Below are 22,468 nucleotides of genomic sequence, written 5' to 3' on the forward strand. Positions count from 1 at the left end.
CCTTAAGCCGATAGGCGCTTTTTAAAACAGAATTCTTTTCCAGAACTCATCGAAAGTGCTCACGAAATTATGAAATTTTGTGGCCTCCTTTTTAACAAGCGATAGATTCACATTCGAAATTGCTGATTTCTTAGTTGGTTTTAATTATCAGTACTGATTGACCCAGGTTTCCGTACTTTTCCTTAGTGACAACAGATGAAAGAGAAATAATAATTTCCTCATATCCCAAATCACAACCCCAATCAATTACTCAATAAAGGAGTAACTAAATATGCTTTCAAGGAGAGACTTCTTAAAAGCAGGTACAGCTGTAGGTTTACCTTGCTCACCTCTCGCTTCTGCAGTCGCTCAAGCACTTCCCGAAATCGAATCAAGTTCTTGGTGCGCCTGCGTCATTAATTGCGGACAACGCTGCCCGGTCCGCTGCTTCACCAAAAAAGGCCAAGTTATCAGAATCGAAACTGATAACTCATTGCCTGACGCAACACCATCTCCAAGACAACTTCGCGCCTGCCAGCGCGGACGCTCAATGAGAGAAAGAATCTATTCGGATGATCGCCTCAAATATCCGATGAAGCGCGTTGGTGAAAGAGGTGAAGGAAAATTCGAAAGAATCTCGTGGGATGAAGCCGTTAAAACAATCGCTGATAACTGGAAGAGAATCCGCGATCAATACGGTAATGATGCAATTTATTGGCAGTATTGCTCCGGCCAACAATCTATTGTCAGCTCCCGCAGAGCTTGGCAGCGTCTGATGAATTTAATGGGCGGATTCTTAAAGTATTACGGTTCTTACTCTAATGCTCAGCTTCAAGAAGCACTCCCCTATATGTTAGGCGGACGCCCGGCTTCTTTACCGTCCGAAATTGCTAACTCTAATCTCTACGTATTGTTCGGCAATAATCCTTCTTCTACAAGACCATCCGGCGGCGGTAAAGGCTATCAAATCGATATGGCCGTTACTAAACATATGCCGAAGGTTATTGTTATAGATCCGGCCTTTACAGATACTGCCGCTACTAAGGCAGACCAATGGATTCCAATCCGTCCGGGAACTGATGCTGCTTTAGTTGCTGCCCTCGCCTATCAATGGATTAACAAGAATCAGGTTGATCAAGACTTCTTGGATAAATACTGTGTCGGATATGACGAAAAAACGCTTCCGGCTTCTGCTCCGAAGAACTCCGATTACAAGTCCTACATCCTTGGAAACGGACCTGACAAACAGCCTAAGACTCCTGAATGGGCATCCAAGATTACCGGTATCCCTGTCAAGACTATTGTGGATTTAGCCGAAGAAATGGCTTCAACTAAGCCGCTCTTCGTCTCTCAGGGATGGGGTCCGCAGCGTCAAGCAAACGGTGAACATACCTGCCGTGCCATTTCTATGGTCCCAATCCTCTTAGGACAAATCGGTCTTCCGGGCACTAACGCCGGTGAACACGAAGGCAATACTCCGTTCCCTGCCGTGTATCTGCCTGTCGGCAAGAACCCGGTCAAAGCCACTATTCCGGTTTATATGTGGACTGACGCCATTTTGAGAGGCAAGGAAATGTCCCGCACCACTGACGGTGTCAAGGGCGTTGAAAAACTTTCTCAGAATATCAAGATGATCATCAACTCCGGCGGTAACACCATGATTAACCAGCATGGCGACTGCAACTGGACCGATAAAGTTCTTAGAAATGAAAAAGACTTGGAATTCTTAGTTGTCTGCGACAACATGATGACTCCAAGCTGCCGTTATGCGGATATTCTTCTCCCGGATACTTTGGGACCTGAAACCGTTGATATGGCTTGCCAAGGCGGCAGCCACGGCGATGTAGCATGCATGCTCGCAATCCAGAAAGCTGTTGATCCGCAGTTTGAACAAAAACCTTCCTGGGAAATCTGTCGTCTGATTGCAAAAGAACTCGGTTTGGAAGACGCCTATACTGAAGGAAAATCTCAAGAAGATTGGGTTCGCTGGTGCTATAACGAAACCCGCAAGAAAGTGCCAGAACTTCCTGAATTCGATGTGTTCTGGAAAGACGGTATGGCTAAAGTCTGGAACAGAAGAAAAGACACTATCGCTCTTGAAGCATTTAGAAAGGATCCGGTTGCTAATAAGATCAAGACTCCTTCCGGCAAGATCGAAATCTATTCCGAAGCCCTTGCCAATAGAGTTAAAGACTGGACGCTGCCTGAAGGCGATATCATTTCTCCGATTCCTGTTTTCTACAGCACTTGGGATATGCCGGGAGATCCTCTGGAGAAGAAATATCCGCTCCAGTGTTTCGGCTATCACGGTCACGGAAGAATTCACTCTACCTTCCACAATCTCCCGAGACTTAGAGATGTTCATCCTGACAGCGTCATCATGAATACTCTTGATGCTGAGGCCAGAGGCATTAAAGACGGAGATAAAGTCTATATCTTTAACGACAGAGGAACCGTTCTTCTCCCTGCCAGAGTCACTCCGCGCATTATGCCGGGTGTCTGCACTATCCCGCAGGGCGCTTGGTTCAAACCGGAGACTATCAACGGACAAGTTGTTGACGTCGGCGGATGTATTAATACATTGACCAACCACCGTCCGAGCTCTTTGGCTAAGGGCAACGCTCAGCACAACATCCTTGTTGAAATTCGCAAAGCTTAATAACGGGAGAACAAAATGGCACAAAAAGGATTTTTTATTGACCTGTCCCGTTGCACAGGCTGCAGAACCTGCACAATTGCATGCGCGGACCTTAAGAACACACCTATCGGACTTTACAACCGCACGGTAAATGAATACGAAGGCGGCGGATGGAAAAAAGACAAAGACGGTCTCTGGTCTCCGGAAAAAGTTTTTGCCTACTATCTTTCATTGGGATGCAATCAATGCTCAGATCCGGCTTGCGTGAAAGTTTGTCCGACTAAAGCACACTATAAACGTGCTGAGGACGGCATCGTTCTCGTCGATCTTAACAAGTGCATTGGATGCGGAGCTTGCGCCGCTGCTTGCCCGTACGGTGCTCCTAAACTTAATCAAAAAGCCCATAAGATTCAAAAATGCGATGCTTGCGTAGACAGAACCTCTATCGGTTTGCAGCCGGTATGCGTTGAAGCCTGCGTAGACAGAGCTATTGAATTCGGTGATATTGAAGAATTAAGAAAGAAACACGGTACTCTTGCTTCCGTGGCCCCTCTTCCTGATCCGGCCAAAACAAAACCGAATCTTGTTATTAAAGCTGGCAAGACAGCTCAAGAAACGGGATTTGAAGGCGGCTCCGTTCATAAATTCTAATTAGTCCGCACATGGAAAGAGACGGGACTTTCCGGCTCTTTCCAATTAATTAAAAAGAAAAATTATTTAGCAACTTCTGCTTCGCTTTCTTCCTCAAATTTCTTTTCTTCTTCCGCTTTACCAAGACGGTGCATGCAGTATTTGACAATGCTTCCGGCCATTACCGCATTACTGTCAAACACTTTTCCAAGATGGTCTGTCATTGCTCTGACAGCAATTTCATCATCTGAAGTCATAATCACTGCTTCAATTTTGTGATTCAGAATCTTAGCGGTCTCAATCACTTTTCTTCTCAGAATATCATCTCTAAAATTCAGAATGACCATAGCCGCATCCTGGACATGGGCCTGTATGAGAATTGCGGGATCAATAGCATCTCCGCATACTGCCTTGAATCCGTTTTCACGAAGATCTTCAACGATATTGCGGTCTTTTTCAACAATGACAAACGGAACCTTTCTCTCGGACAAATCCTTCGCAATGTGCTCGCATACCTTGTTATATCCGACAAGAACCATATGTCCTCTTAGATACTTGGATTCTTCTTCATCAGGCATGACGGAAAGCGGATCAGACTTAGCATCCAGAACACGTGCGTACTTCCAGCGTTTTTTCATCAAGTTTTTGAGCGGTTCAACCAAGGCAAATGCAACCGGGTTAAATGCAATGGAAATAATAGCCCCTGCCAAGACTAAGCTCATACCCTCTTGAGGTAAAAGCCCGAGACTGACGCCAAGTCCGGCGAGAATAAAGGAGAATTCACCGATCTGAGCCAACGAGGCCGCTACGGTCAGTGCAGTATGCAGCGGGTAACGGAAAAGCATTACCAATCCGAAAGCTACTAAAGATTTTCCCAGAATAATAATGGCCAGAACAGCTAATAAATGAAGCGGTTTATCGACCAAAATCATCGGGTCAAACATCATGCCGACACCGACAAAGAAGATGACGGAGAAAGCATCTCTCAGTGGTAAGGACTCCATGGCTGCCCGATGAGCATATTTAGACTCCCTCATCACCATACCGGAGAAGAAAGCACCCAAAGCAAAGGAGACGGAAAAGACTTCGGAGGCACCGTAAGCAATTCCGATGGCCACGGCTAGTACGCACAAAGTAAAGAGTTCGCGCGAACCGGTTTTTGCGACCTGCCAGAGAAGCCATGGGAGAACCCTCTTCCCTACCACTAGCATCAGGAAAATAAACAAAGCAACGCGGCCGACGGTCCATGCAATGATTTCCCACAATGGAGTAGCAGATTCAACAGACTGAACTGCTTCGGCGCCAAGCATTGGGGCAAGCGGAGGTAAAAGCACCAAAATTAAAACCGTCATGATGTCTTCGACGACAAGCCAACCTACCGCTATCTGTCCGTCATGACTTTCTAATATTCCTTTCGTTTCTAAAGCTTTCAGAAGCACTACAGTTGAAGCGCAGGAAAGACATAAGCCGAAAACCAAAGACTGACCGTATGTCCATCCCCAATAATGAGCAACCAGCAAACCAAGGCCTGTAGCTAAACCCATTTGTGCGACTGCCCCTGGGACGGCAATATATTTGACTCGCATTAAATCGGATAATGAAAAATGCAGGCCCACGCCGAACATCAGCAGCATTACACCGATTTCAGAGAGTTGGGAGGCAATATTGATGTCTGCAACAAAGCCGGGAGTGGCGGGGGACACGATTACCCCGGCTAAAAGATAGCCTACTAATGCCGGAATCTTGAATTTTTCAGCGATAAAGCCAAAAACGAGAGCTATTCCAAAACCGGCGGCTAATGTCGAGATTAGAGTAAAACTATGTTCCATTACTTTATTTTTCCATGCTGTCAGTGGGTTTATTCGAAGAGTGCATCAATCTTTCATGCTGAGTTGACTTTTCAACGGTTCTTTCTTCGTCCGCTACTAAATCATCAAGCATATCTTTCGCCTTCTCTTCTGCCTCTTCTTCTTTTCTCTTGGAGTGTCCTCCGGAGCTGTATTTCGTAAATGAATAAATAGAGTATTGGGCAATCCTCAACGCTAAAGCCGTTGAAGCTTGAACCACAATTCCAAGGTTTTCGGATCTTAAATGATCTGCTTCCGTATCTGTCACAGCACGAATAATGATCTCGATATCAGGATTTAAAATTTTCGCTGCGGCAATAGCCTTACGGCTTTCTAATTCATCAGATATAGTTAAGACCAATTGAGCAGAGTTTTGAACGTGAGCCTGTAAAAGCGTCGCCGGATCAGTGCAGTCCCCTTGAATAGCAACAAGGCCTTGTTTTCTTAGTGTACTAATAACATCATCTTGCTTATCTACTACGACAAACGGTATTTTTTGTTTTGTCAAAATTTCACAGACTTTTCTTCCAATAGAGGAATATCCGACAATGACAACGTGACGGAGAAGTTTTTTACTTTCAACTTCATCGGGCATTGTGGATTGAGGATCTAAACGAGCCGCCGCCGTTCTGGCGAAACGGAAATGTTTGCACAGCAATTCCGCCACCGGTCTGGCCACGGAAAAAGAAATTGGATTGAGCGCAATAGTTAAAATGGCAGCCGCCAACACTAAATTCATTCCTTCTTTAGTCAGCAGCCCTAACGACACTCCTAATGTTCCGAGGATGAAAGAAAATTCACCAATCTGACCGAGGCAGCATGCCAGCGTGACTGCCGTGTGAAGCGGATAGCGGAATAGAAGGACGGTTCCGAATGCAATCAATGGGTTAACAATAAGAATTAAGAAGAGAATTCCCAATAAATAGAACGGATGCTCAAGAATTGCTGACGGGTCAAACAACATGCCGACACCGACAAAGAAGATGACAGAGAAGGCATCGCGCAGCGGTAATGATTCAACGGCAGCTCTATGGGCGTATTGAGATTCTCTCATCACCATTCCGGCAAAGAAGGCTCCCAGGGCAAAAGAAACGCTGAATATTTCGGAAGCTCCGTAGGCAATTCCGATTGCAACTGCTAAAACACACAAAGTAAATAATTCGCGGGAACCGGTTTTGGCGACTTGCCATAAGAGCCATGGAAGAACCCGTTTGCCGATGACAAGCATCAAGATGATAAAAGCGGCAACGCGGGCTACGGTTTCCACGATTAACCGCCAAAGGGGAAGATCGGAAGTTGCGCTGTGTCCTCCCAATAAAGAAGCCAAGGGAGGAAGAAGAACGAGCATTAGCACCGTCACCATGTCCTGCACGACAAGCCAGCCGACAGCCACTCTCCCGTCAAAACCTTCAAGAAGGCTTCGAGCTTCCAGAGCTTTGAGCACAACAACGGTGGACGCGCAGCTCAAGCACATCCCGAGGATAACGCATTGCCCGATAGGCCAACCCCAAAGGTGCGCCATCATAATTGCACAAAAGGCCGAGAGTGCCATTTGGCATACAGCCCCGGGGACGACTAGTTTTTTAACTTTGAGAAGATCCGAGAGTGAGAAGTTAAGACCTACCCCGAACATCAGGAGCATCACGCCGAGCTCTGAAAGCTGCTCGGCTAAACCAAGGTCAACATTAAAACCGTAAAGATTTGGAGAAACAATAATGCCGGCAACCAGGTAACCGACGAGAGCGGGGAATTTGAGTTTTTCTGCAATAAACCCCAAAATTAGAGCAACTCCGAAAGCAATTGCTACAGTTGATATTAGAGTAATGCTATTATCCATTTTTACGGGTTTACCCTTCTAATTAAAGACCCCGCCTATTTTAATTTTTTTTTCAATCTGTTAGGAACAAAAGTGGCCAAAAATTGGATTGCAAACGCAAATACAACATTTGAACAACTCATTTTGATTATTCAGGCAGTTGCTCTTCTTATCATCACTGTGGCAACGGGTGTAGCTATTGTGGCAGAAGGCTATGAAATGTTTTCCAGTAAGACTATCGGCCTGGCTAATTTACTTTTGCTGTTCTTGTTTATTGAAATTTTGTCCATGGTTCGACAGTACGCTTTAGGTCAGCACGAATTAAAACTTAAAACTCCTCTCGTGATTACTGTTGTTGCAGTGGCCAGATATCTCATCATCAATATGGAACACTTAACGAGCAAATGGATCCTTCTTACCTCGGTCTCCATCTTAATTCTCACTGTTGCTCTTCTCATTTCTAGAAAGATTCGCGGAATGCACGATGATGAGGTAGAAGAAAAAATATTCGAACAAAAGCTTCAAAACAGCTTAAGCAAACCTGACAAATAATGTTTTATGGGACAAATAAGGGATAATCCCTAACTATCTGTTTCAATTTGTTAGATCTAGAATAAGGGTATGCCCTGTAACATAGGGTGTGCCCTTAAATCTTTTCCGTTTGGAAATAGGAGATCTAACAGATGAAAATCACCAAACTTACTGCCGCATTGTTAGTTGCTGGTTTTGCCTTCGGTGCTCAAGCCGCAACATATCAGCCGGGAACATACACAGAAAAAGTGAACGGCCACAATGCAGCATTTACCGTAAAGGTTACTGTCAGCAAAAACAAAATTGAAAAAATCGAATACCCTGACAACCTTGAAACCATTGGTGTCGGCCGTGTGGCTCTTGATACGTTAAGCAAGAAGATCATCGACAGACAATCTCTTGGGGTAGACAACGTAACCGGCGCAACAATTTCTTCTTTTGCCTTGAAAGGCGCCGTGAAGAAAGCATTGGAACAGGCAAAAGTCTCCAAGGCTGATATGGCTGCTCTTCAGAAGAACTCCGAAAAGTACACTGCCCTTCCTGACGAAATCAAAACTCAAGTCGTTATTGTCGGCGGCGGCGGATCCGGTTTAGCAGCCGCTATCGCTGCTCAACAGGCCGGCGCCAAAGTTATCGTTCTTGAAAAACTTGGTTTGTTAGGCGGTTCTACAAACGTCTCCGAAGGTGCTTTGAACGCTGCTGACCCGGAACGTCAAGGCAAACAAGGCATTGAAGATTCCATTCAGAAACACTATGAACAGACGATGAAGGGCGGCCATGATATCGGTACACCTGAATTGGTTCATTATTTAACTGAAAATGCTCTTCCAACATTGCATTGGATGGAGTCCCTCGGCGTTAAATTTAAACCGGAAGTCGGTACCGCTACAGGCGCCCTCTGGCAACGTTCTCATTATCCCGTCACACCAAGCGGCAACAGCTATATCCGCGTATATCAGAAATATATCGCTGATCACGCCAAAGACATGACTGTTTATACTGACATGACCGTTGAATCCTTGATCAAGGACAAAAACGGCAGAATCATCGGTGTAACCGCTAAAGACGGTCATACCGGAAAAGTCACCAAGTTCATGGCTTCCAACGGGGTTGTAGTTGCAACAGGTGGTTTCGGTGCTAACGTTGCTTTGCGCCAGAAAGTTAATACCGGTGTATTCAAAGACTACGATCTCGGTAAAGGCATTGGCTGCACAAACTTCTCGAAATCAGCTCAAGGCGCCGGCATTGAAATGGGCGAAAAAGTCGGCGCAAACGTTATCGGCATGTCAGACATTCAGGTTCACCCATGCGGAACACCGGGTACAGGCTTGATGGAAATGGTTCGTACCTCCGGACGCAACCGTGTATTCATCAACGAACAAGGCAACCGTTTCGTTAACGAAGGTGCAGCTCGCGACGTATTAGCAAAGGCAATCTTCGCTCAGCCACATTCCACATACTATGTCTTAGTCAACCATCTCCGTTATCCATCTCTTGACTGGGTTGATGCCAACGGCGCCAAGATGAAAGACATGATCGATTTAGGCCGTGTCGTTTCTGCTCCAACTCTTGATGAATTGGCCAAGAAACTGAACATGCCTGTTGAAAATCTCAAGAAATCTATTGCTGACTACAACGCCGTTGTAGAAGGCAAAGCTAAAGATGCTCTTGGATTCCAGGCAAACAACAAGGCTGATAAGGTCATGACTGAAGGCCCATGGTATGCCTGCAAGAAAGTCCCAACCGTTCACCATACAATGGGCGGCTTGCAGATCAATACTAAGGCTCAGGTTCTTGATAAGAACGGTAAGGTTATTCCGGGTCTCTACGCAGCCGGCGAAACAACCGGCGGTATCCACGGTTCTAACCGTTTAGGCGGCAACGCTATTGCTGACATTATGGTCTTTGGCCGTACTGCCGGTACAAATGCCGCACAGAATAAGTAATTCTGTAACTTAACTCCTTGAAATCGCTCCCGGTTCTTGCCGGGAGTTTTTTATAGGCGAGACACTGCAAGGAAACTTGCCTTCAGTGTCATTTCACAAGAGACCTTTAGAATCTAAATTCGCCTGCTAGGAAAAAGCTTTTACGTTTATTGAATCCGACTTCAGTAAGAATATTGAAGTGTTTTCCTACCTCATAGCGTGCACCGACCAGCATATTCCACGGAGACTTCAAATGCTGCTTAACGTGGAACTCTCCTTCCCCTTTAGAATTGACCGCATTGATCAATCCTTGAAGTTTAGGAGAGAAGTCAAGATTGGAAAGCTTGCCGTTAAAGTTTTGAGTGACATCTTGGTACATCGTGCCAACCCAGAGACTAAGTTTCCCTTCCGGCCAATTAATGCTTTCAACCCCGGAAACATTGAATCGATAACCGAAACGAGGTGCTAAAGTAAAGGCTTTGATGTTGCCGGTAATGATATCCAGTTGGGTTTTGGTGTAATTCATATCCAGTAACCCAAACCAGTTCCCGTAGCCGCCGGCTAAAGTGATACCGCCTCCGAAGGTTTTTCCTTTAAATTTGAGAACGAAATCTAAATCATCCATTCCACCCATCCCCTGAATAACCTTATCTACAAAAGGCATCGGAGATGAAACAGAAATCTTGGAAAGCGAACTCCCTTTCGTTCTGCCAAAGACGCCATAGACATTCATAAAGGGGAATACCCAAGTATCCAACCTTAAAGTTTCAGTATGACTTTTTTGCTTTGTACTTTTAACTCCAATTTCAAAAATATCGGATGGGATCGGAGTGTACTGAGGGCGAAAAGGAAATTTAAAAGAAGGAAGGTTCATTCCCAACCCGCTAAATTTAATGTCCTCTACAACGATATCTTGTTTCATATGCATGTAATTGACATTAACTCCGAAGGGTTCCGGAAGCTCATATCCTCTATCCCTAGCCTCTTTGCCAAAGAAAGGCAAGAGCCTGCCTTCTCTCTCGCTTCCCTCACTGTTGAAGTTCTTTTCTTGCTCCACACGCTTAGCGGTTTCCTGTGCATGGGCCTGCGAAAAAAGGATCATTGCAGAACAGGCAAGCGATAACGCCAATAATTTTTTTAAATTCACAATCCCGCTCCAGAGCTGAAAAAGAGAAATCTCTTTAGAAGTCATTAAATAAAACAATCATAGAAATGCTAAGTTCTTGAATGTTTTCAACGTAACTAATTTGGATACATTGGTTTATAGAATTCACAAATTTTTCTCAAAATCCGAATTGACGGCAGAGGAAACTTGTGGATAGAAAAAGTATCGATTCATCAAACAAAAGATGAAAGGCGGGAATATTAAGTGAATACAGCCAAGGCTGCTAGAGATAAGAAAGAAACAGAAAGATTTTCACAAACCTTTAACAAGTTCTTTTCAAAAAAAGAATAGGAGAGGAGTTCTGAACACAAGAAAACCGCTGCTTTGATCAAATTCCGATCAAGCAACGGTTTTGTTTACTTTAATCTAACGGATATCTGTTTGAAGATTAGTGGCATCCGCAACCGCAGCCGCCTTTGCCTTCTTTTCCGCTGATATCGCAAGTGTCATCATGATGACCGCCGCAACCGCAGGTACCCTCACCTTCTTCGTGGTGATGACCGCCGCAGCCGCAGCCGCTGACTGCACCGGCAACCAAAGTACCTTCGAGCAATTCCTTAACTGCTTTGTCAGGGGAGCCGGCAACGCCCGGAACGATATCGATTCCGGCCATAGCTAAAGAAACAATAGCGCCTTGACCAATGCCTCCGCAGATGACGATGTCAACGTTATGGTCAGCTAAGAAAGCTGCCAATGCGTTATGACCACTTCCAACGGTATCGATAACAACTGATTCAACTACTTTACCGTCTTCGACAGTAAAGAGTTTGAATTGTGGTGCATGTCCGAAATGCTGACAAATTTCGTCGTTTGAATATGGTGTTGCTACTAACAATTATTTCTCCTTTGAATAGTTCCGAAATTTTACCAAGAATCTCAATTAACGAGTAATTTTGAAAGGTAATTTTGTTTTTGTAAGATATCTGCGGCAATCATTGGTAAGATCACGGGAATTCTTAAAATAAAGAGAAAGCTAGAAATGTCACAGGCAGAAAATTTACTTCATAAATACGGAAAAGATTCTATTGAAAGAGTGGAAAAAGCTCTTTCCGACCTCCGATCTGGAAAAGGTGTTCTGGTGGTCGATGATGAAGACCGAGAAAACGAAGGAGACTTGATTTACTCCACAGATTTCTTGACCGAACAACAGATGGCTCTAATGATCAGAGAGTGTTCGGGTATTGTATGCATTTGTCTTCGTGACGAAGACTGCAAGCGCTTAGAGATTCCTCAGATGGTTCCTAACAACACCAATACTCAAGGAACTGCATTTACCGTTTCTATTGAGGCTGCAAAAGGCTGCACTACCGGTGTCAGCGCAAAAGACAGAGTCACTACCATTAAAGCCGCCGCAAATCCGGATGCAAAACCGACAGACCTTTTAAGACCGGGTCACGTTTACCCTCTGCGCGCCAGAGCCGGCGGCGTTTTAGAAAGAAGAGGACACACAGAATGCACGGTTGATTTAATGCGTTTGGCCGGATTAAATCCTTGTGGTGTTCTCTGCGAAGTCATGAACCCGGACGGCACAATGATGCGTCTCTCGCAAATCTGCAAATTCGGAGATGAGCATGGTTTAACCGTTCTTTCCGTTGAAGATCTTGTTGCTTACAGAAAAGCCAAAAATCTATAACAAGCTTCGACCAAACCAAAAGGCGCTGTGGATTATTCCGGCGCTTTTTGGTTCTTGCGGACAAATTCCCTTAGTGATGCTTCCCAATTGGGCATTGGAGGTAATTTTGCTTCTTGTAATCTCAAGCTTCGCAGCGAAGTATTTTTCGGCCTCTTTGCAGGTCGAGGGAAGTTCTTTGAGGTCACTCCGCACACCTCACAGACCGAGCCAAACTCATCGGCAATAACTTTTGCCATTTCTAATCGGCTGACGCAGCCCTCATTGACCAGATGGAAGACACCTTTAACATTTTCACGTTCTATGAAATACGGGATATGAGTGCACAAGTCAGCGATGCTGGTCGGACTTCCGAATTGATCTTCTACCGCTTGTATTCGAGTGCTCCCGGCACGCAATTTATCCATTATAGAACTGACAAAGTCAGGGCCTTTCTTCCCGTAAAGCCATGCTACCCGAAGAAGAATTGCCTCAGGATTTGCTTTCAAGATTGCCTTTTCTGCCCCTTCTTTTGTCTGTCCGTAAAAGTTCGGATTCCCACCGATTTCATCTTCTTCTGTGTAGGGGGAGCCCTTTTCTCCGCTAAAAACGTAGTCGGAAGATATATGGATGAGGCGAATGTTTAATTTTCGACAAGCTTCAGCAAGTTTTTGAGGAGCTAATACGTTAGTTTCTTCTGCTTCCTCCGGATGAGATTCACAATAATCTACATCTGACAATGCTCCCGAATTAACTACCGTGTGAGGCTTCGTTTGCTGAAAAAATGAGTAGAAATCAGTTTGAGGGCTCAGGGGAAGTTCTGCCCTAGTCGGAGCGCAGACCTCATAAGACGAATTAAGGCCCTGAAGCAACTCAGAGCCTAATCTTCCGGTAGCACCGGTAAGCAAGATCCTTTTCATAACGGCTTTACAAAGTAAATTTCCAAGGATCCTACCTTCATTTCGACGCAAAACCAAGCGTTTTATGCGAGCTAGGTCAGTTTTTAGAAATTCGGACCGACGAATGATCCGAAGACCTTATCTCCTAATTCTGCAACGGCAAAATGACGAATTTGAAGAGCTATTCTTTCGATATGGTATGTATTGTCGATTCCGTTGGAAGTTCCAAACAAATCTGTTGCAAAAACTATTCCCACAGGCTTTCCATCCATGCCGATAATAGGGGCGTAATAGAAAGCGTCATGCGCACGGACGTTAGTCAAATCCGCCTGCCAAAGCTTGAAGTATTCTTTGTATTTATTGATGCCTTCGCAAATAATTACTTTCGGAGCATACTTTTTAGCAGCTTCTGCAAAGACTTTTCCTCTTTGAGCGATCAAGAAATCCCAATAATCTTTAAATTCTGGAAGTCCCGTGTATTCAGCAAAGCTTAGTTTTTTGCCGTCTACTTCAATTACTTTTTCAGCTTTCCAATTTTGAACAGGATTGTCGCCGAAACTGAACGGAGAAACTGCCAGGGTCAGAATGGATTGAGCTTTAGGATCATTCTCATTAAAGACTTTCCCTACATCCTCAGCCGGTTGACCAACGATATCGTTTACCAAAGCCGCAATAGAGGATGAAACCGGGCAGGAGGCAAGAAGGCCCTTTTGCAAGCCGCTAATATCCTCGACAGGTGTATCAAAGAAGGAGGGCGCGATTACATCAGGAGTTCTGCATGAATGATCAATGCACATCCAAATCGGAGCTCCCGGATTTCCTCCCATGCATCCGGAAAACGAGCTAATATACTTTGTGAAGACTTCTGGAACTCTAACTTCCATGATTCGATATCTCCTTATTAATATCTGAACGATAACGACAATATAGAAGCATCCTTAGAGGAATAGGATCTGACCCTCCCATTGTAAGCAAGCAAGTTTCAGCTTCGTTCTTTAGCAAGGGCAGCCTTCTCACGTACCAACCAATAAAGCGGAACCAAATAAATGAAAAATGCACCTAGCACGCTTGATACTGGGGCACCAACGGTTGCGATTGGAACAGCGCCTGCAATGGACCACGGAATAAGAGCCGGAATCAAAATAGAAGAGTTCTCTAAATCAATTGCCATCTTCTGCTTGTCGGGCTGAATATTGGCACAAAGCTGCTTTGTAAGAATCACGGTTAGAACCTGATTACAGGAGATGAGAGCTGTAGTAATGGCAGTCAATAATATTGCTGTAAAAGGAGTGCTTTTTTTAGAAATCTTTTCGACTCCGTTCTTCAAAGTATCGATGAGGGCGGTTCCTTCAAAGAGTCCTGAGTAAGTACACGAAATACAAATAATAATGACGACAGGAACCATCGATAAAAAGCCCCCGCCATTCAGCATCTTAGATAGAGAGAGATTTTTAGAAACATAACCGGAAAACAATGTATTAAGAATCTCCTCAATTCCTCTTTCTTGCAGAACAAAGGCCAAAACCAAAGCGCTCAACACACTGATTGAAATAGATTTTTTAATATCAAGCTTGGCAAAAATCAACCCTAACAAAATAATTGCCGGAACAGCTGACCACCAGCTCATCACAAATTCTTGAGCAAACTGTTCGCCAAGGGCCATGTGGATTTCCTGGTATGTTTGACTTACACCGAAACCAAGATAAATCAGACAGCTTAAGACGAATGGAATAGCGGCACTGAAAAGCATCAATCGGACGTTCTGATAGAGATCCGTCTTCGTTACCACAGCCACCAATGATGCGCTGGAAGATACGGGAGAATTGCGGTCGCCGACATAACATCCGGCAAGTACTGCTCCACCTGCAAGCATCGGATCAGCACCGGCAGCAATACAAATCGACATGGTAATGACGCCCATAGTTGCCGAAGTACCGAAAGCAGTGCCGATAAGAAGGCTTAATGCTGCATTTAGAACAAAAGCGAAGAAAAGACAATAATCCGGGGAGATGAAATTAACGGCAAAACTTACTAAATATGGAATGGTACCGCTAATACGCCAAGAAGCAGTCAGCAGGCCAATCAAACTCAAGACAACCATGATGTTGAATCCGGTTTTTTGGCCTTTGCCTGCCATCAGCAACAACTGCTTCACACTAAAACCCTTGTAAAGCCCATAACTAAAAAAGCATAGAAAGCCTATAAGGAGAGCTGCAATGACAGTTATATCAAAGCTCAAACAGATTATTAATGCTAGGGCAAAAATGCCTAACGTAAGGATTTCAATCATTTAATTTAGAAGCTCGGATAATGAATAATGCATCGTCTTAGCGTAAAACGAAAAAGGCCAGGACGGCCAGTGAGACCAATAATAATACCCAGAAAATTTTTTGAGGAATAGCTGTAGATAAAAATTGTTTCCTTATCTGCATCGCCGACACTTTAATTTCTCCCGGATAAACCGCTTCTACGACTCTCACAAGCTCCGAGATAAAAAGCGCAGGAACATTGGTATACATGTCTCCGCTTTCTTTCAGCCATAATTCATCTGAAGAATGCGCTATCGAAATGCATACGGGAGTCGGCAATTTAATGATGGTTTCGCAAAGCTCTTTATTATTTAAAGACGCCAACTGAAAAGGATCGCCTCCCCCTCTAGCTAAACAAATAAGATCGTATTCACCAGTTTGTGAATACCCTTCCAGTTCTTCGCATATTTTCTTGAAATGTTCCTTCGTTTTTTTGATATTCAGCGAAGGAGGACTGAGAGTTTTATCCACTGTGTACAGACGAATAAAATTCTCTATTCCTTCGGCTCTGGAGAACTCTGTCAAAATATCGTCCCTTCCTTTGCCTGCGGGTCCATAAACAAGAACTGAGAGTTTCGCTTTTCGCGCCAATTTAGAACTAAGTTCTTCTATAAGTCTTTCGTCTCTAGGCTTTGAAGCCGGATTTTGTTGAAATAAAGTCCGAATCTCTTTTATTTCCTCCGAGGATTGAAGTTGTATCTGCTGAATTTTTTTCAGCAGAGTCGGTTCTCTCAGACAGATAGCCGCAGTGCTGGAATCTTTCCATATTTTTATTTCTAAGCGTCCGGAAAGAACAACTTCCCAGTTAGCTGCCTCGGCAAGAGTGCTGTCTTTTTTATTTCTCTCAAAGACCTGCAGAGTTACCTTTGATAGATCAATTTCATGACCGGTATCTGTTGGTTCATCTGCAATTAGAGATTCGGTAATCTTTAAAGCATAAATGGAATAGTTTTTTTCTTTTCCTTTGGAACAAGTACTCCTTTAAATAAAAATTCCTCTTGCTGGATGGGCTGAAGGACAGCCTCCACTCGGTGGAACGCTTCTAAAGGATTGAGCGGCTTTCTAGAAAAGAAAAGAGGAAACATTAGAGATTATTCACCGGTCAAATTAAACTCGTAATTCTCGGCGTCAAACTCCATATTGATCAAGAATTGTTTAAGTTCAGTGCCTAAGCTATAGCCGCCTAATGTACCGTTATTGGCAATAACTCTATGGCAAGGAATGATGAACGGAAGCGGATTTTTCCCGTTCGCATTTGCCACAGCCCGAAACTTCTCCGGATTCCCCATCCGCGCAGCGAGGTGCTTATAGGACCACAATTCTCCGTATGGGATGTTTTGGAGCATTTGCCATACTTGATTCTGGAATTCCGTTCCAGTCAAAAGTAAAGGGAGTTCGAACACTTTTCTTCGCCCTATGAAGTACTGGTCAAGCTGTTTAGCGGCTTCGTTCAAGAGAGGAGTATCCGTGTATTGATAAGAAGTTTTATAAGTTTTAGCCAAAGTCTGGGCTTTCTTCTTAATGTTTTTACTGTAAATCCAATCTGACAGACAGAGCTTGCCATCGAGCTCTCCTAGTGCAAGCTCGTGACCTTGAGCAAGAAAATATTTTTTTAGTTTGATCATAGGACTGAATTTTATTCGAGTTTTGAACTCGCTCAACGTCAAAAGTTAACCAAAATATTTTTATGTAACATCTCCGAGCCTGCTATTTGCTAGAATCGCTTGAACTATTTCGGAGGCATTGTGACACGTGGCTTTTACACCATTATGGTGGCGCAGTTTTTATCATCTTTAGCAGACAATGCACTTTTGATTGCTGCGATTGGGCTTTTGGCAACATTGAATGAACCTGCTTGGATGACTCCTCTTCTTAAGCTTTTCTTTGTAATCAGTTACGTGCTCTTTGCAGCTTGGGTTGGTATTTTTGCTGACTCTATGCCTAAAGGCCGAGTAATGTTCATTACTAATGCAGTCAAAACTTTCGGTTGCTGCGTCATGCTGTTCGGGACTCACCCACTTCTTGCGTACGGTATTGTGGGTTTAGGTGCTGCGGCTTATTCACCTGCAAAATACGGAATTCTAACGGAGTTGCTCCCTCCCGAAAAACTAGTTAAAGCCAACGGCTGGATTGAAGGTTTAACGGTTGCTTCCATTATTTTAGGGACCGGCTTAGGAGGCTTTTTAATTTCTCCGATGGTTGACAGTTTTATTCAAGGTCACGACTTTATGGGCGTTCATAACGCGGCCCAAGCCGGAATTGCTGCAATGATTGTTGTGTATGCCCTTGCCGCCATCGCTAATCTTTTCATTCCTTTGACAGGAGCTGTTTATCCTAAACAAGACTTCCGCCCTATCCATACACTTAAGAATTTCGGAAAGTCCTGTGCTTTGTTATGGAAAGACAAATTAGGTCAAATTTCTTTATCCGTTACTTCTCTTTTCTGGGGTGCTGGTGCAACCCTCCAGTTCTTAGTATTGAAATGGGGAGACCATGCTTTAGGTCTGAACCTTTCTGAATCAGCTATCCTTCAAGGCGTTATTGCTATCGGTATCGCTATTGGAGCAGTGTTGGCTGCAAGTTTAGTGTCTTTAAAGAAGAGCGTTAGCGTTCTTCCCTTAGGTGTTTTGATGGGCGTAGTTGTTTCTGGGATGGCATTCTTCAACAAGAGTTGGCTCCCCGGAGGATTTGACCTTCTAGGCTTCCATTTCAGCTGGGCCGTTATTTTTGCCTGTATTATGCTGATCCTTGTTGGAGCCATGGCCGGATTCTTTGTTGTTCCGATGAATGCGCTTCTTCAGCATAGAGGCCATGTCTTAATGAGCGCAGGACGTTCTATTGCGGTCCAAAACTTCAATGAAAATAGTTCTATCCTTGTAATGCTCGGTCTTTATGCGCTGCTCATCAAAGCGGATTTAAACACCCCGACGATTATGGTTATTTTCGGTATTTTTGTGGCCGGTTCGATGTTAGGCGTTATTTTCAGACATCACCATAACCAATCTATTGAAGACTCTCTTCACTTAATCGGAGAAGATAAGAGACACTAGGAAAGAACGTTAGAAAAATATTCCAAATTATTGTTCTGTAGTGTTAGAATCTCTGCACCTCGTCATTATCTCCATCGTCTAGAGGCCTAGGACACAACCCTCTCAAGGTTGGAACACGGGTTCGACCCCCGTTGGAGATACCATGAAACATTGACACTCAGGACTTACAAGAAGATCAAGAAAAAAACTACAAAAAGCACCGCTCATTCAGCGGTGGTTTTCTAAACAAGATTTAACAGCTTTTGAAACTTCTTTAAATACCTCTTTACCTTCTGCTGTTAAGAGCGAGCATTTTTTACTTTGCCTTTCAGCATCACATGTTAGGTTTTGTTTCGTTTTGAGCTTCTAATGCTGTCAGACAAAAGTGTGCAGGAATAAAAAAAACTCTCGGCAACGGAGAAATTACCGAGAGCTAACAGAAAAAGATATATCTGCTTACTTCAATTCTTCTTCTAAATCTTTTGAGAACTCTTCATGATAAAGAGACTGAATAACGCCACATGCTGTCTGCTCAACATCGTAGTCAATCTTATCTCCCAATTGCTCTTGAAAAACTGTTGGAAGAACGCCTCCACATTTTTCGCAAACATACAAACGATGAACAGGATCTCCGTCCGAATGAACGTATTTAAGCTTGTTAGTGTTTCTTGTACCGCAGTAGGCACAGCGAACACGCTCAAAGGGCCACACGGTTCCGCAGCAAGCACAGAACAGCTTTCTGGAATTACCGGCAATATTACCTTCATTGCCTAAAGAAGCAAGTGTTGGAGGCTGTCCGCATGTTGGGCAAGTCATTGGTTGATCAGAAACTTTTAAATCTCCTGGATGACCGACAAATTCAGTCATTTGAACACCAAGACTGCTTAAGTAGACACGGACCGCATTGATCAAGAGGCCGGCAAGGATCATTTGAAGAAGTTCGTTTTTCTCTTCACCTTGCAATTCGTTGACCGCTTCTAAGAAGAATTGGTTAGGGTCCTCACCAGCCAATTCAACGGTTTTGTCCGTTAGCTTGGAAAGGTCAACCGAACGAAGAAGAGACTTATTGTGCTCATCGTGAATAATGCCCTGCTGTAAGAATTCTTTGACTAACTCATTAAGATGGCCGCGAAATTCAGAAGGAATAATTTGAACCGGCTTTAAGCTGAGGTAAGGAACTTTTTCTTTAATGGCTTTTGCAGCTACCTCTTCATCCAAAGCCACCGGTTTTACAGTTTCCTGAATACGGTCTCTGCACTCTAAAAGAGAGTTAGCGTAGTCCATCAGGCCGTTCCAGTCGAAAGAGTCCTTACGAGCCCTATAAGCTCCAATGGCCTCTTTTCTTTTTTCGTTAGTCATGGTTATCCCTTTTTTATTAAATGAGAATATTCTAGAAAAACGGGATATCTATAACAATCGGTCATTGATATTAAAGAAGTAACAATCAATGTCTATCGCTCAAAATAGAAATTAGTTGGAAATTCTTTTAGTCATCCTTTCACAATTCAGACTGATTTCATGTTATTTAAGGACAGTAGCCTGATCCTCTCTAAGAAGAAAATTTCCAGAAGATGATGTCTTAGATGCAAGAACGAACAGACAAAATTAAGGTTGGCTTGTAGCTCTTTCCCTTTTAAGAAAAGCGAACTCACAAAGACAATCAACGGAGAATCTTTTGATTCCTTCAGCAATAGATTATGGCCACCCGGTCGGCGGATGGCCGATTAGTAGGATAAGTTCTGAAGAAACCGGCTGTCTCTTCTCTTATGAACTCTTCTATTTAAATAAATCGGTAGACAGGTAGCGATCACCTGCATCCGGAAGAAGGACTACGATAATTTTATCTTGGTTCTCAGGCCGCTCTGCGAGCTTCTGAGCTGCCGCTAAAGCCGCACCCGAAGAAATACCAACCAAAAATCCTTCTTCACGAGCCAAGGCTTTTGAAGCTTTAAAAGCTTCATTGCCAGTAATTGACATGACTTCATCCAGTATAGATACCTTCAAAGTTTTTGGGATAAAGCCTGCACCAATTCCTTGTAAAGGATGGGGACCAGGCTGTTTTCCGCTAATAACCGCTGAGGTTTCGGGTTCGACTCCTACAATTTTTACGCCAGGATTTTTGGATTTCAAATATGTTCCTACTCCTGAAACAGTTCCTCCTGTTCCGACTCCTGCTACGAAAATATCAACTTTCCCATCCGTATCTGCCCAGATTTCAGGACCTGTTGTTTTGACATGAGCAAGAGGATTAGCTGGATTTTCAAATTGACCCGGAATAAAGCTATTTGGATACTCTCTCGCTAGTTCTTGGGCTTTCTCAATTGATCCTGTCATTCCTTTCTTGCCGTCAGTTAAAACGATCTCTGCCCCGTAAGCTTTCAAAAGATCTTGCCTTTCAACGCTCATAGTTTCCGGCATTGTAAGAATGACCTTCATACCTCTTGAGGCGGCAATCGCTGCCAGCCCAATTCCTGTGTTGCCGCTTGTCGGTTCAATAATCACGGTTTCTTTGTTAATGATGCCTTTTTGAGAAGCTTCATTCAACATAGAGAGAGCCGCTCGATCTTTGACTGATCCTGAAGGATTCAAATATTCAAGTTTCGCAACAATCGTCGCCTTTAAATTCCTATTTTTAGAAAAGTTGTTTAGTTTCAAAAGCGGAGTTCTGCCGATAAGCTCGGTGATGCTTTGGTAAACAGCCATAATTTGTTCCCAATAGGTAAAGTAATTTATAGAGTAAATAGAGAACGGACTCGTAAATCCAAGACGCTTAACTAGGTACCTTCAGTTAAGGAGAGAAAATTTCAGTTACTACAGTTCTCTCTTTGAGAGCTTCTGCGTACTTTTCTGTCTTTCAAATTCATGATGTATTCCATAGATATGAAAATTTGATTAATCGAAGAAAAGTAAGTTTTGATTCGACTATTTGGAATCCATTATATGAAACTAGAGGTTATTTTTTAATTTTTCCATAATTAATTTTTCCTTTGTATAATTTTCTTACTTCTTTTTTTTATCTAATTGATATTAAAAGATTTATTTTTTCAAATTTATTTATTTTCATAGCAAAAACGAATATTTTTAGAATAAATAACTCAAAAAATCTAAAAAAATTTAGTTGAAGACCACACAAATGAAAAATTTATGCTATAGTTCGGTCTCACTTTCAAGCCGACGTGGTGAAATTGGTAGACACACCATCTTGAGGGGGTGGCGGCGAGAGCCGTGCGAGTTCAAATCTCGCCGTCGGCACCAGAATTACTCATTCCATTTTCGGAATGAGTTTTTGTTTTGAAATCAATTTTCTATTCTGGGTGACCTTTTCTTGAAAACTTTTTCGTGGCCGAAAAACTCGCTTTTAAAAAGATAAATCTTCTCCAAAGAAGATTTAAAACTATCCGAATAAAAGAATCCTGTGAACTCGGAACTTTTCTACGCTGAAAAAAGATCCGTTCAGTAAATAGACAGCAAAAAAATCCGGCTAAATAATCTCTAAATCCTTTCTGAATTTGAACATTCCTTCGCCTCCATCACCGATAAAATCATTAGGTGTAGCGGGATCAGGATGCCGCGGATGATAAAACTCAACTATGTGAAACTTGCAAACATTTACATAGAAATGAATGTTTCTCTTATCAAAATAAGGAGTGCAAGTTTCCCAAACTTTAATTTCTGGATGACGTCTCTCTAACTCCTGCCATATCCTCTTGCCTATACTCTTGCCTTGTTCTCCGGATCTCACATAAAGCAAGTCAAGCGAGCCGTGCTTTCGCTCTATATCAACCACAACTATTGCACCGCCAACCATGGTTCCATCGAGTATAGCCTTGTATGCAATTGCTCCATTACTTCCTAATGAGTTATCGATATCGCTTTCAGGAAGAATCTGACTGTAGCTTTTGCCAAAATATTCTTCAAAACCTTTCTGAAATGCGTCTTGTGCATCGATTTTGAATTGCTTGGCATCTGCCAGGTTAAGAACTTCTAATTTAAATGTCATAATCCGCAAGCTTCATTAATTCATTGTAAACAAACGAATCCCGAAAAAATTGCCTTTGAATCGTCTCTGTTAACAAGCATCTCAAGGTTAG

At 43.3% G+C, this 22,468-nt stretch carries 18 protein-coding genes and 2 tRNA genes; 8 read left to right on the plus strand and 12 right to left on the minus strand.

Features of this window, described 5'->3' with window-relative positions; genetic code table 11:
• The first annotated feature begins 271 nt into the window (after positions 1-271).
• A complete protein-coding gene (locus ADH67_RS11345) occupies positions 272-2,638 on the plus strand; it encodes a DMSO/selenate family reductase complex A subunit (protein WP_066592158.1) in 2,367 nt (788 codons plus the stop codon).
• A gap of 15 nt (positions 2,639-2,653) precedes the next feature.
• Complete coding sequence (locus tag ADH67_RS11350; RefSeq protein ID WP_066592156.1) at positions 2,654-3,268, plus strand: DMSO/selenate family reductase complex B subunit; 615 nt, start codon at positions 2,654-2,656, stop codon at positions 3,266-3,268.
• Positions 3,269-3,330: 62 nt separating this feature from the next.
• On the opposite strand, the gene ADH67_RS11355 is transcribed toward ADH67_RS11350, so the two are convergent.
• Together ADH67_RS11355 and ADH67_RS11360 are read right to left on the minus strand one after the other, a co-directional pair.
• Positions 3,331-5,076, minus strand: a complete 1,746-nt coding sequence (locus ADH67_RS11355) for a cation:proton antiporter domain-containing protein (RefSeq protein ID WP_066592154.1) — start codon at positions 5,074-5,076, stop codon at positions 3,331-3,333.
• Positions 5,077-5,080: 4 nt separating this feature from the next.
• Entirely contained in the window at positions 5,081-6,931 is a 1,851-nt protein-coding gene (locus ADH67_RS11360; protein ID WP_066592151.1) for a cation:proton antiporter, read from the minus strand.
• A gap of 72 nt (positions 6,932-7,003) precedes the next feature.
• On the opposite strand from ADH67_RS11360, the gene ADH67_RS11365 reads away from it, so the two are divergent.
• Together ADH67_RS11365 and ADH67_RS11370 are read left to right on the plus strand one after the other, a co-directional pair.
• On the plus strand, positions 7,004-7,462 hold the full coding sequence (locus ADH67_RS11365) for a phosphate-starvation-inducible PsiE family protein (RefSeq protein WP_066592149.1): 459 nt from the start codon (positions 7,004-7,006) through the stop codon (positions 7,460-7,462).
• Positions 7,463-7,593: 131 nt separating this feature from the next.
• Positions 7,594-9,387: a flavocytochrome c gene (locus ADH67_RS11370; protein ID WP_066592147.1), complete on the plus strand. Its 1,794-nt coding sequence runs from the start codon at positions 7,594-7,596 to the stop codon at positions 9,385-9,387.
• A gap of 106 nt (positions 9,388-9,493) precedes the next feature.
• Here ADH67_RS11370 and ADH67_RS11375 read toward each other — a convergent pair whose 3' ends face one another.
• Together ADH67_RS11375 and ADH67_RS11380 are read right to left on the minus strand one after the other, a co-directional pair.
• The gene (locus tag ADH67_RS11375) at positions 9,494-10,513 is read right to left on the minus strand and encodes a hypothetical protein (protein ID WP_143597747.1); all 1,020 of its coding nucleotides are present in this window, start codon (positions 10,511-10,513) and stop codon (positions 9,494-9,496) included.
• A 406-nt stretch (positions 10,514-10,919) separates the two neighbouring features.
• Entirely contained in the window at positions 10,920-11,366 is a 447-nt protein-coding gene (locus ADH67_RS11380) for a NifB/NifX family molybdenum-iron cluster-binding protein (RefSeq protein WP_066592142.1), read from the minus strand.
• 144 nt (positions 11,367-11,510) lie between these two features.
• On the opposite strand from ADH67_RS11380, the gene ribB reads away from it, so the two are divergent.
• Positions 11,511-12,164, plus strand: a complete 654-nt coding sequence (ribB, locus tag ADH67_RS11385; RefSeq protein WP_066592141.1) for a 3,4-dihydroxy-2-butanone-4-phosphate synthase — start codon at positions 11,511-11,513, stop codon at positions 12,162-12,164.
• Between the two features lie 32 nt (positions 12,165-12,196).
• Here the strand turns inward: ribB and rfbD are convergent, their stop codons facing one another.
• The 5 genes from rfbD to ADH67_RS11410 all read right to left on the minus strand — a co-directional run bounded on the left by rfbD (position 12,197) and on the right by ADH67_RS11410 (position 16,973).
• Complete coding sequence (gene rfbD / locus ADH67_RS11390) at positions 12,197-13,060, minus strand: dTDP-4-dehydrorhamnose reductase (RefSeq protein ID WP_066592138.1); 864 nt, start codon at positions 13,058-13,060, stop codon at positions 12,197-12,199.
• An 83-nt stretch (positions 13,061-13,143) separates the two neighbouring features.
• Positions 13,144-13,923 carry a hypothetical protein gene (locus ADH67_RS11395; RefSeq protein ID WP_066592136.1) on the minus strand — a complete coding sequence of 260 codons (780 nt, stop codon included), beginning with the start codon at positions 13,921-13,923 and terminating at the stop codon, positions 13,144-13,146.
• 98 nt (positions 13,924-14,021) lie between these two features.
• Positions 14,022-15,194, minus strand: a complete 1,173-nt coding sequence (locus ADH67_RS11400; protein WP_201415717.1) for a Na+/H+ antiporter NhaC family protein — start codon at positions 15,192-15,194, stop codon at positions 14,022-14,024.
• Between the two features lie 172 nt (positions 15,195-15,366).
• Positions 15,367-15,819, minus strand: a complete 453-nt coding sequence (locus tag ADH67_RS13270; RefSeq protein WP_158212643.1) for an exodeoxyribonuclease VII large subunit — start codon at positions 15,817-15,819, stop codon at positions 15,367-15,369.
• A 620-nt stretch (positions 15,820-16,439) separates the two neighbouring features.
• On the minus strand, positions 16,440-16,973 hold the full coding sequence (locus tag ADH67_RS11410) for a methylated-DNA--[protein]-cysteine S-methyltransferase (RefSeq protein WP_084081599.1): 534 nt from the start codon (positions 16,971-16,973) through the stop codon (positions 16,440-16,442).
• 120 nt (positions 16,974-17,093) lie between these two features.
• Between ADH67_RS11410 and lplT the strand changes: the two genes are divergently transcribed.
• Together lplT and ADH67_RS11420 are read left to right on the plus strand one after the other, a co-directional pair.
• Complete coding sequence (lplT, locus tag ADH67_RS11415) at positions 17,094-18,398, plus strand: lysophospholipid transporter LplT (protein WP_066592126.1); 1,305 nt, start codon at positions 17,094-17,096, stop codon at positions 18,396-18,398.
• Positions 18,399-18,465: 67 nt separating this feature from the next.
• A tRNA-Glu gene (locus ADH67_RS11420) sits at positions 18,466-18,541 on the plus strand.
• Between the two features lie 292 nt (positions 18,542-18,833).
• Here ADH67_RS11420 and ADH67_RS11425 read toward each other — a convergent pair.
• Both ADH67_RS11425 and cysK read right to left on the minus strand, forming a co-directional pair.
• On the minus strand, positions 18,834-19,736 hold the full coding sequence (locus tag ADH67_RS11425; protein ID WP_066592124.1) for a formate dehydrogenase accessory protein FdhE: 903 nt from the start codon (positions 19,734-19,736) through the stop codon (positions 18,834-18,836).
• Positions 19,737-20,153: 417 nt separating this feature from the next.
• Positions 20,154-21,080 (minus strand): cysteine synthase A, encoded by a 927-nt coding sequence (cysK, locus tag ADH67_RS11430; protein WP_066592122.1) that lies wholly within the window; start codon positions 21,078-21,080, stop codon positions 20,154-20,156.
• Positions 21,081-21,547: 467 nt separating this feature from the next.
• On the opposite strand from cysK, the gene ADH67_RS11435 reads away from it, so the two are divergent.
• Positions 21,548-21,632 (plus strand) — tRNA-Leu (locus ADH67_RS11435).
• 226 nt (positions 21,633-21,858) lie between these two features.
• Here the strand turns inward: ADH67_RS11435 and ADH67_RS11440 are convergent.
• A complete protein-coding gene (locus ADH67_RS11440) occupies positions 21,859-22,377 on the minus strand; it encodes a GNAT family N-acetyltransferase (RefSeq protein WP_066592119.1) in 519 nt (172 codons plus the stop codon).
• Positions 22,378-22,468 lie beyond the last annotated feature (91 nt).

The sequence above is a fragment of the Turicimonas muris genome, from assembly GCF_002221595.1.
Classification (GTDB): Bacteria; Pseudomonadota; Gammaproteobacteria; order Burkholderiales; family Burkholderiaceae_F; genus Turicimonas; species Turicimonas muris.

Coding starts and splice junctions, on each gene's coding strand:
- ADH67_RS11345 (WP_066592158.1), top strand. CDS start 272: ATGCTTTCAAGGAGAGACTTCTTAAAAGCAGGTACAGCTGTAGGTTTA.
- ADH67_RS11350 (WP_066592156.1), top strand. CDS start 2,654: ATGGCACAAAAAGGATTTTTTATTGACCTGTCCCGTTGCACAGGCTGC.
- ADH67_RS11355 (WP_066592154.1), bottom strand. CDS start 5,076: ATGGAACATAGTTTTACTCTAATCTCGACATTAGCCGCCGGTTTTGGA.
- ADH67_RS11360 (WP_066592151.1), bottom strand. CDS start 6,931: ATGGATAATAGCATTACTCTAATATCAACTGTAGCAATTGCTTTCGGA.
- ADH67_RS11370 (WP_066592147.1), top strand. CDS start 7,594: ATGAAAATCACCAAACTTACTGCCGCATTGTTAGTTGCTGGTTTTGCC.
- ribB (WP_066592141.1), top strand. CDS start 11,511: ATGTCACAGGCAGAAAATTTACTTCATAAATACGGAAAAGATTCTATT.
- rfbD (WP_066592138.1), bottom strand. CDS start 13,060: ATGAAAAGGATCTTGCTTACCGGTGCTACCGGAAGATTAGGCTCTGAG.
- ADH67_RS11395 (WP_066592136.1), bottom strand. CDS start 13,923: ATGGAAGTTAGAGTTCCAGAAGTCTTCACAAAGTATATTAGCTCGTTT.
- ADH67_RS11410 (WP_084081599.1), bottom strand. CDS start 16,973: ATGATCAAACTAAAAAAATATTTTCTTGCTCAAGGTCACGAGCTTGCA.
- ADH67_RS11425 (WP_066592124.1), bottom strand. CDS start 19,736: ATGACTAACGAAAAAAGAAAAGAGGCCATTGGAGCTTATAGGGCTCGT.
- cysK (WP_066592122.1), bottom strand. CDS start 21,080: ATGGCTGTTTACCAAAGCATCACCGAGCTTATCGGCAGAACTCCGCTT.
- ADH67_RS11440 (WP_066592119.1), bottom strand. CDS start 22,377: ATGACATTTAAATTAGAAGTTCTTAACCTGGCAGATGCCAAGCAATTC.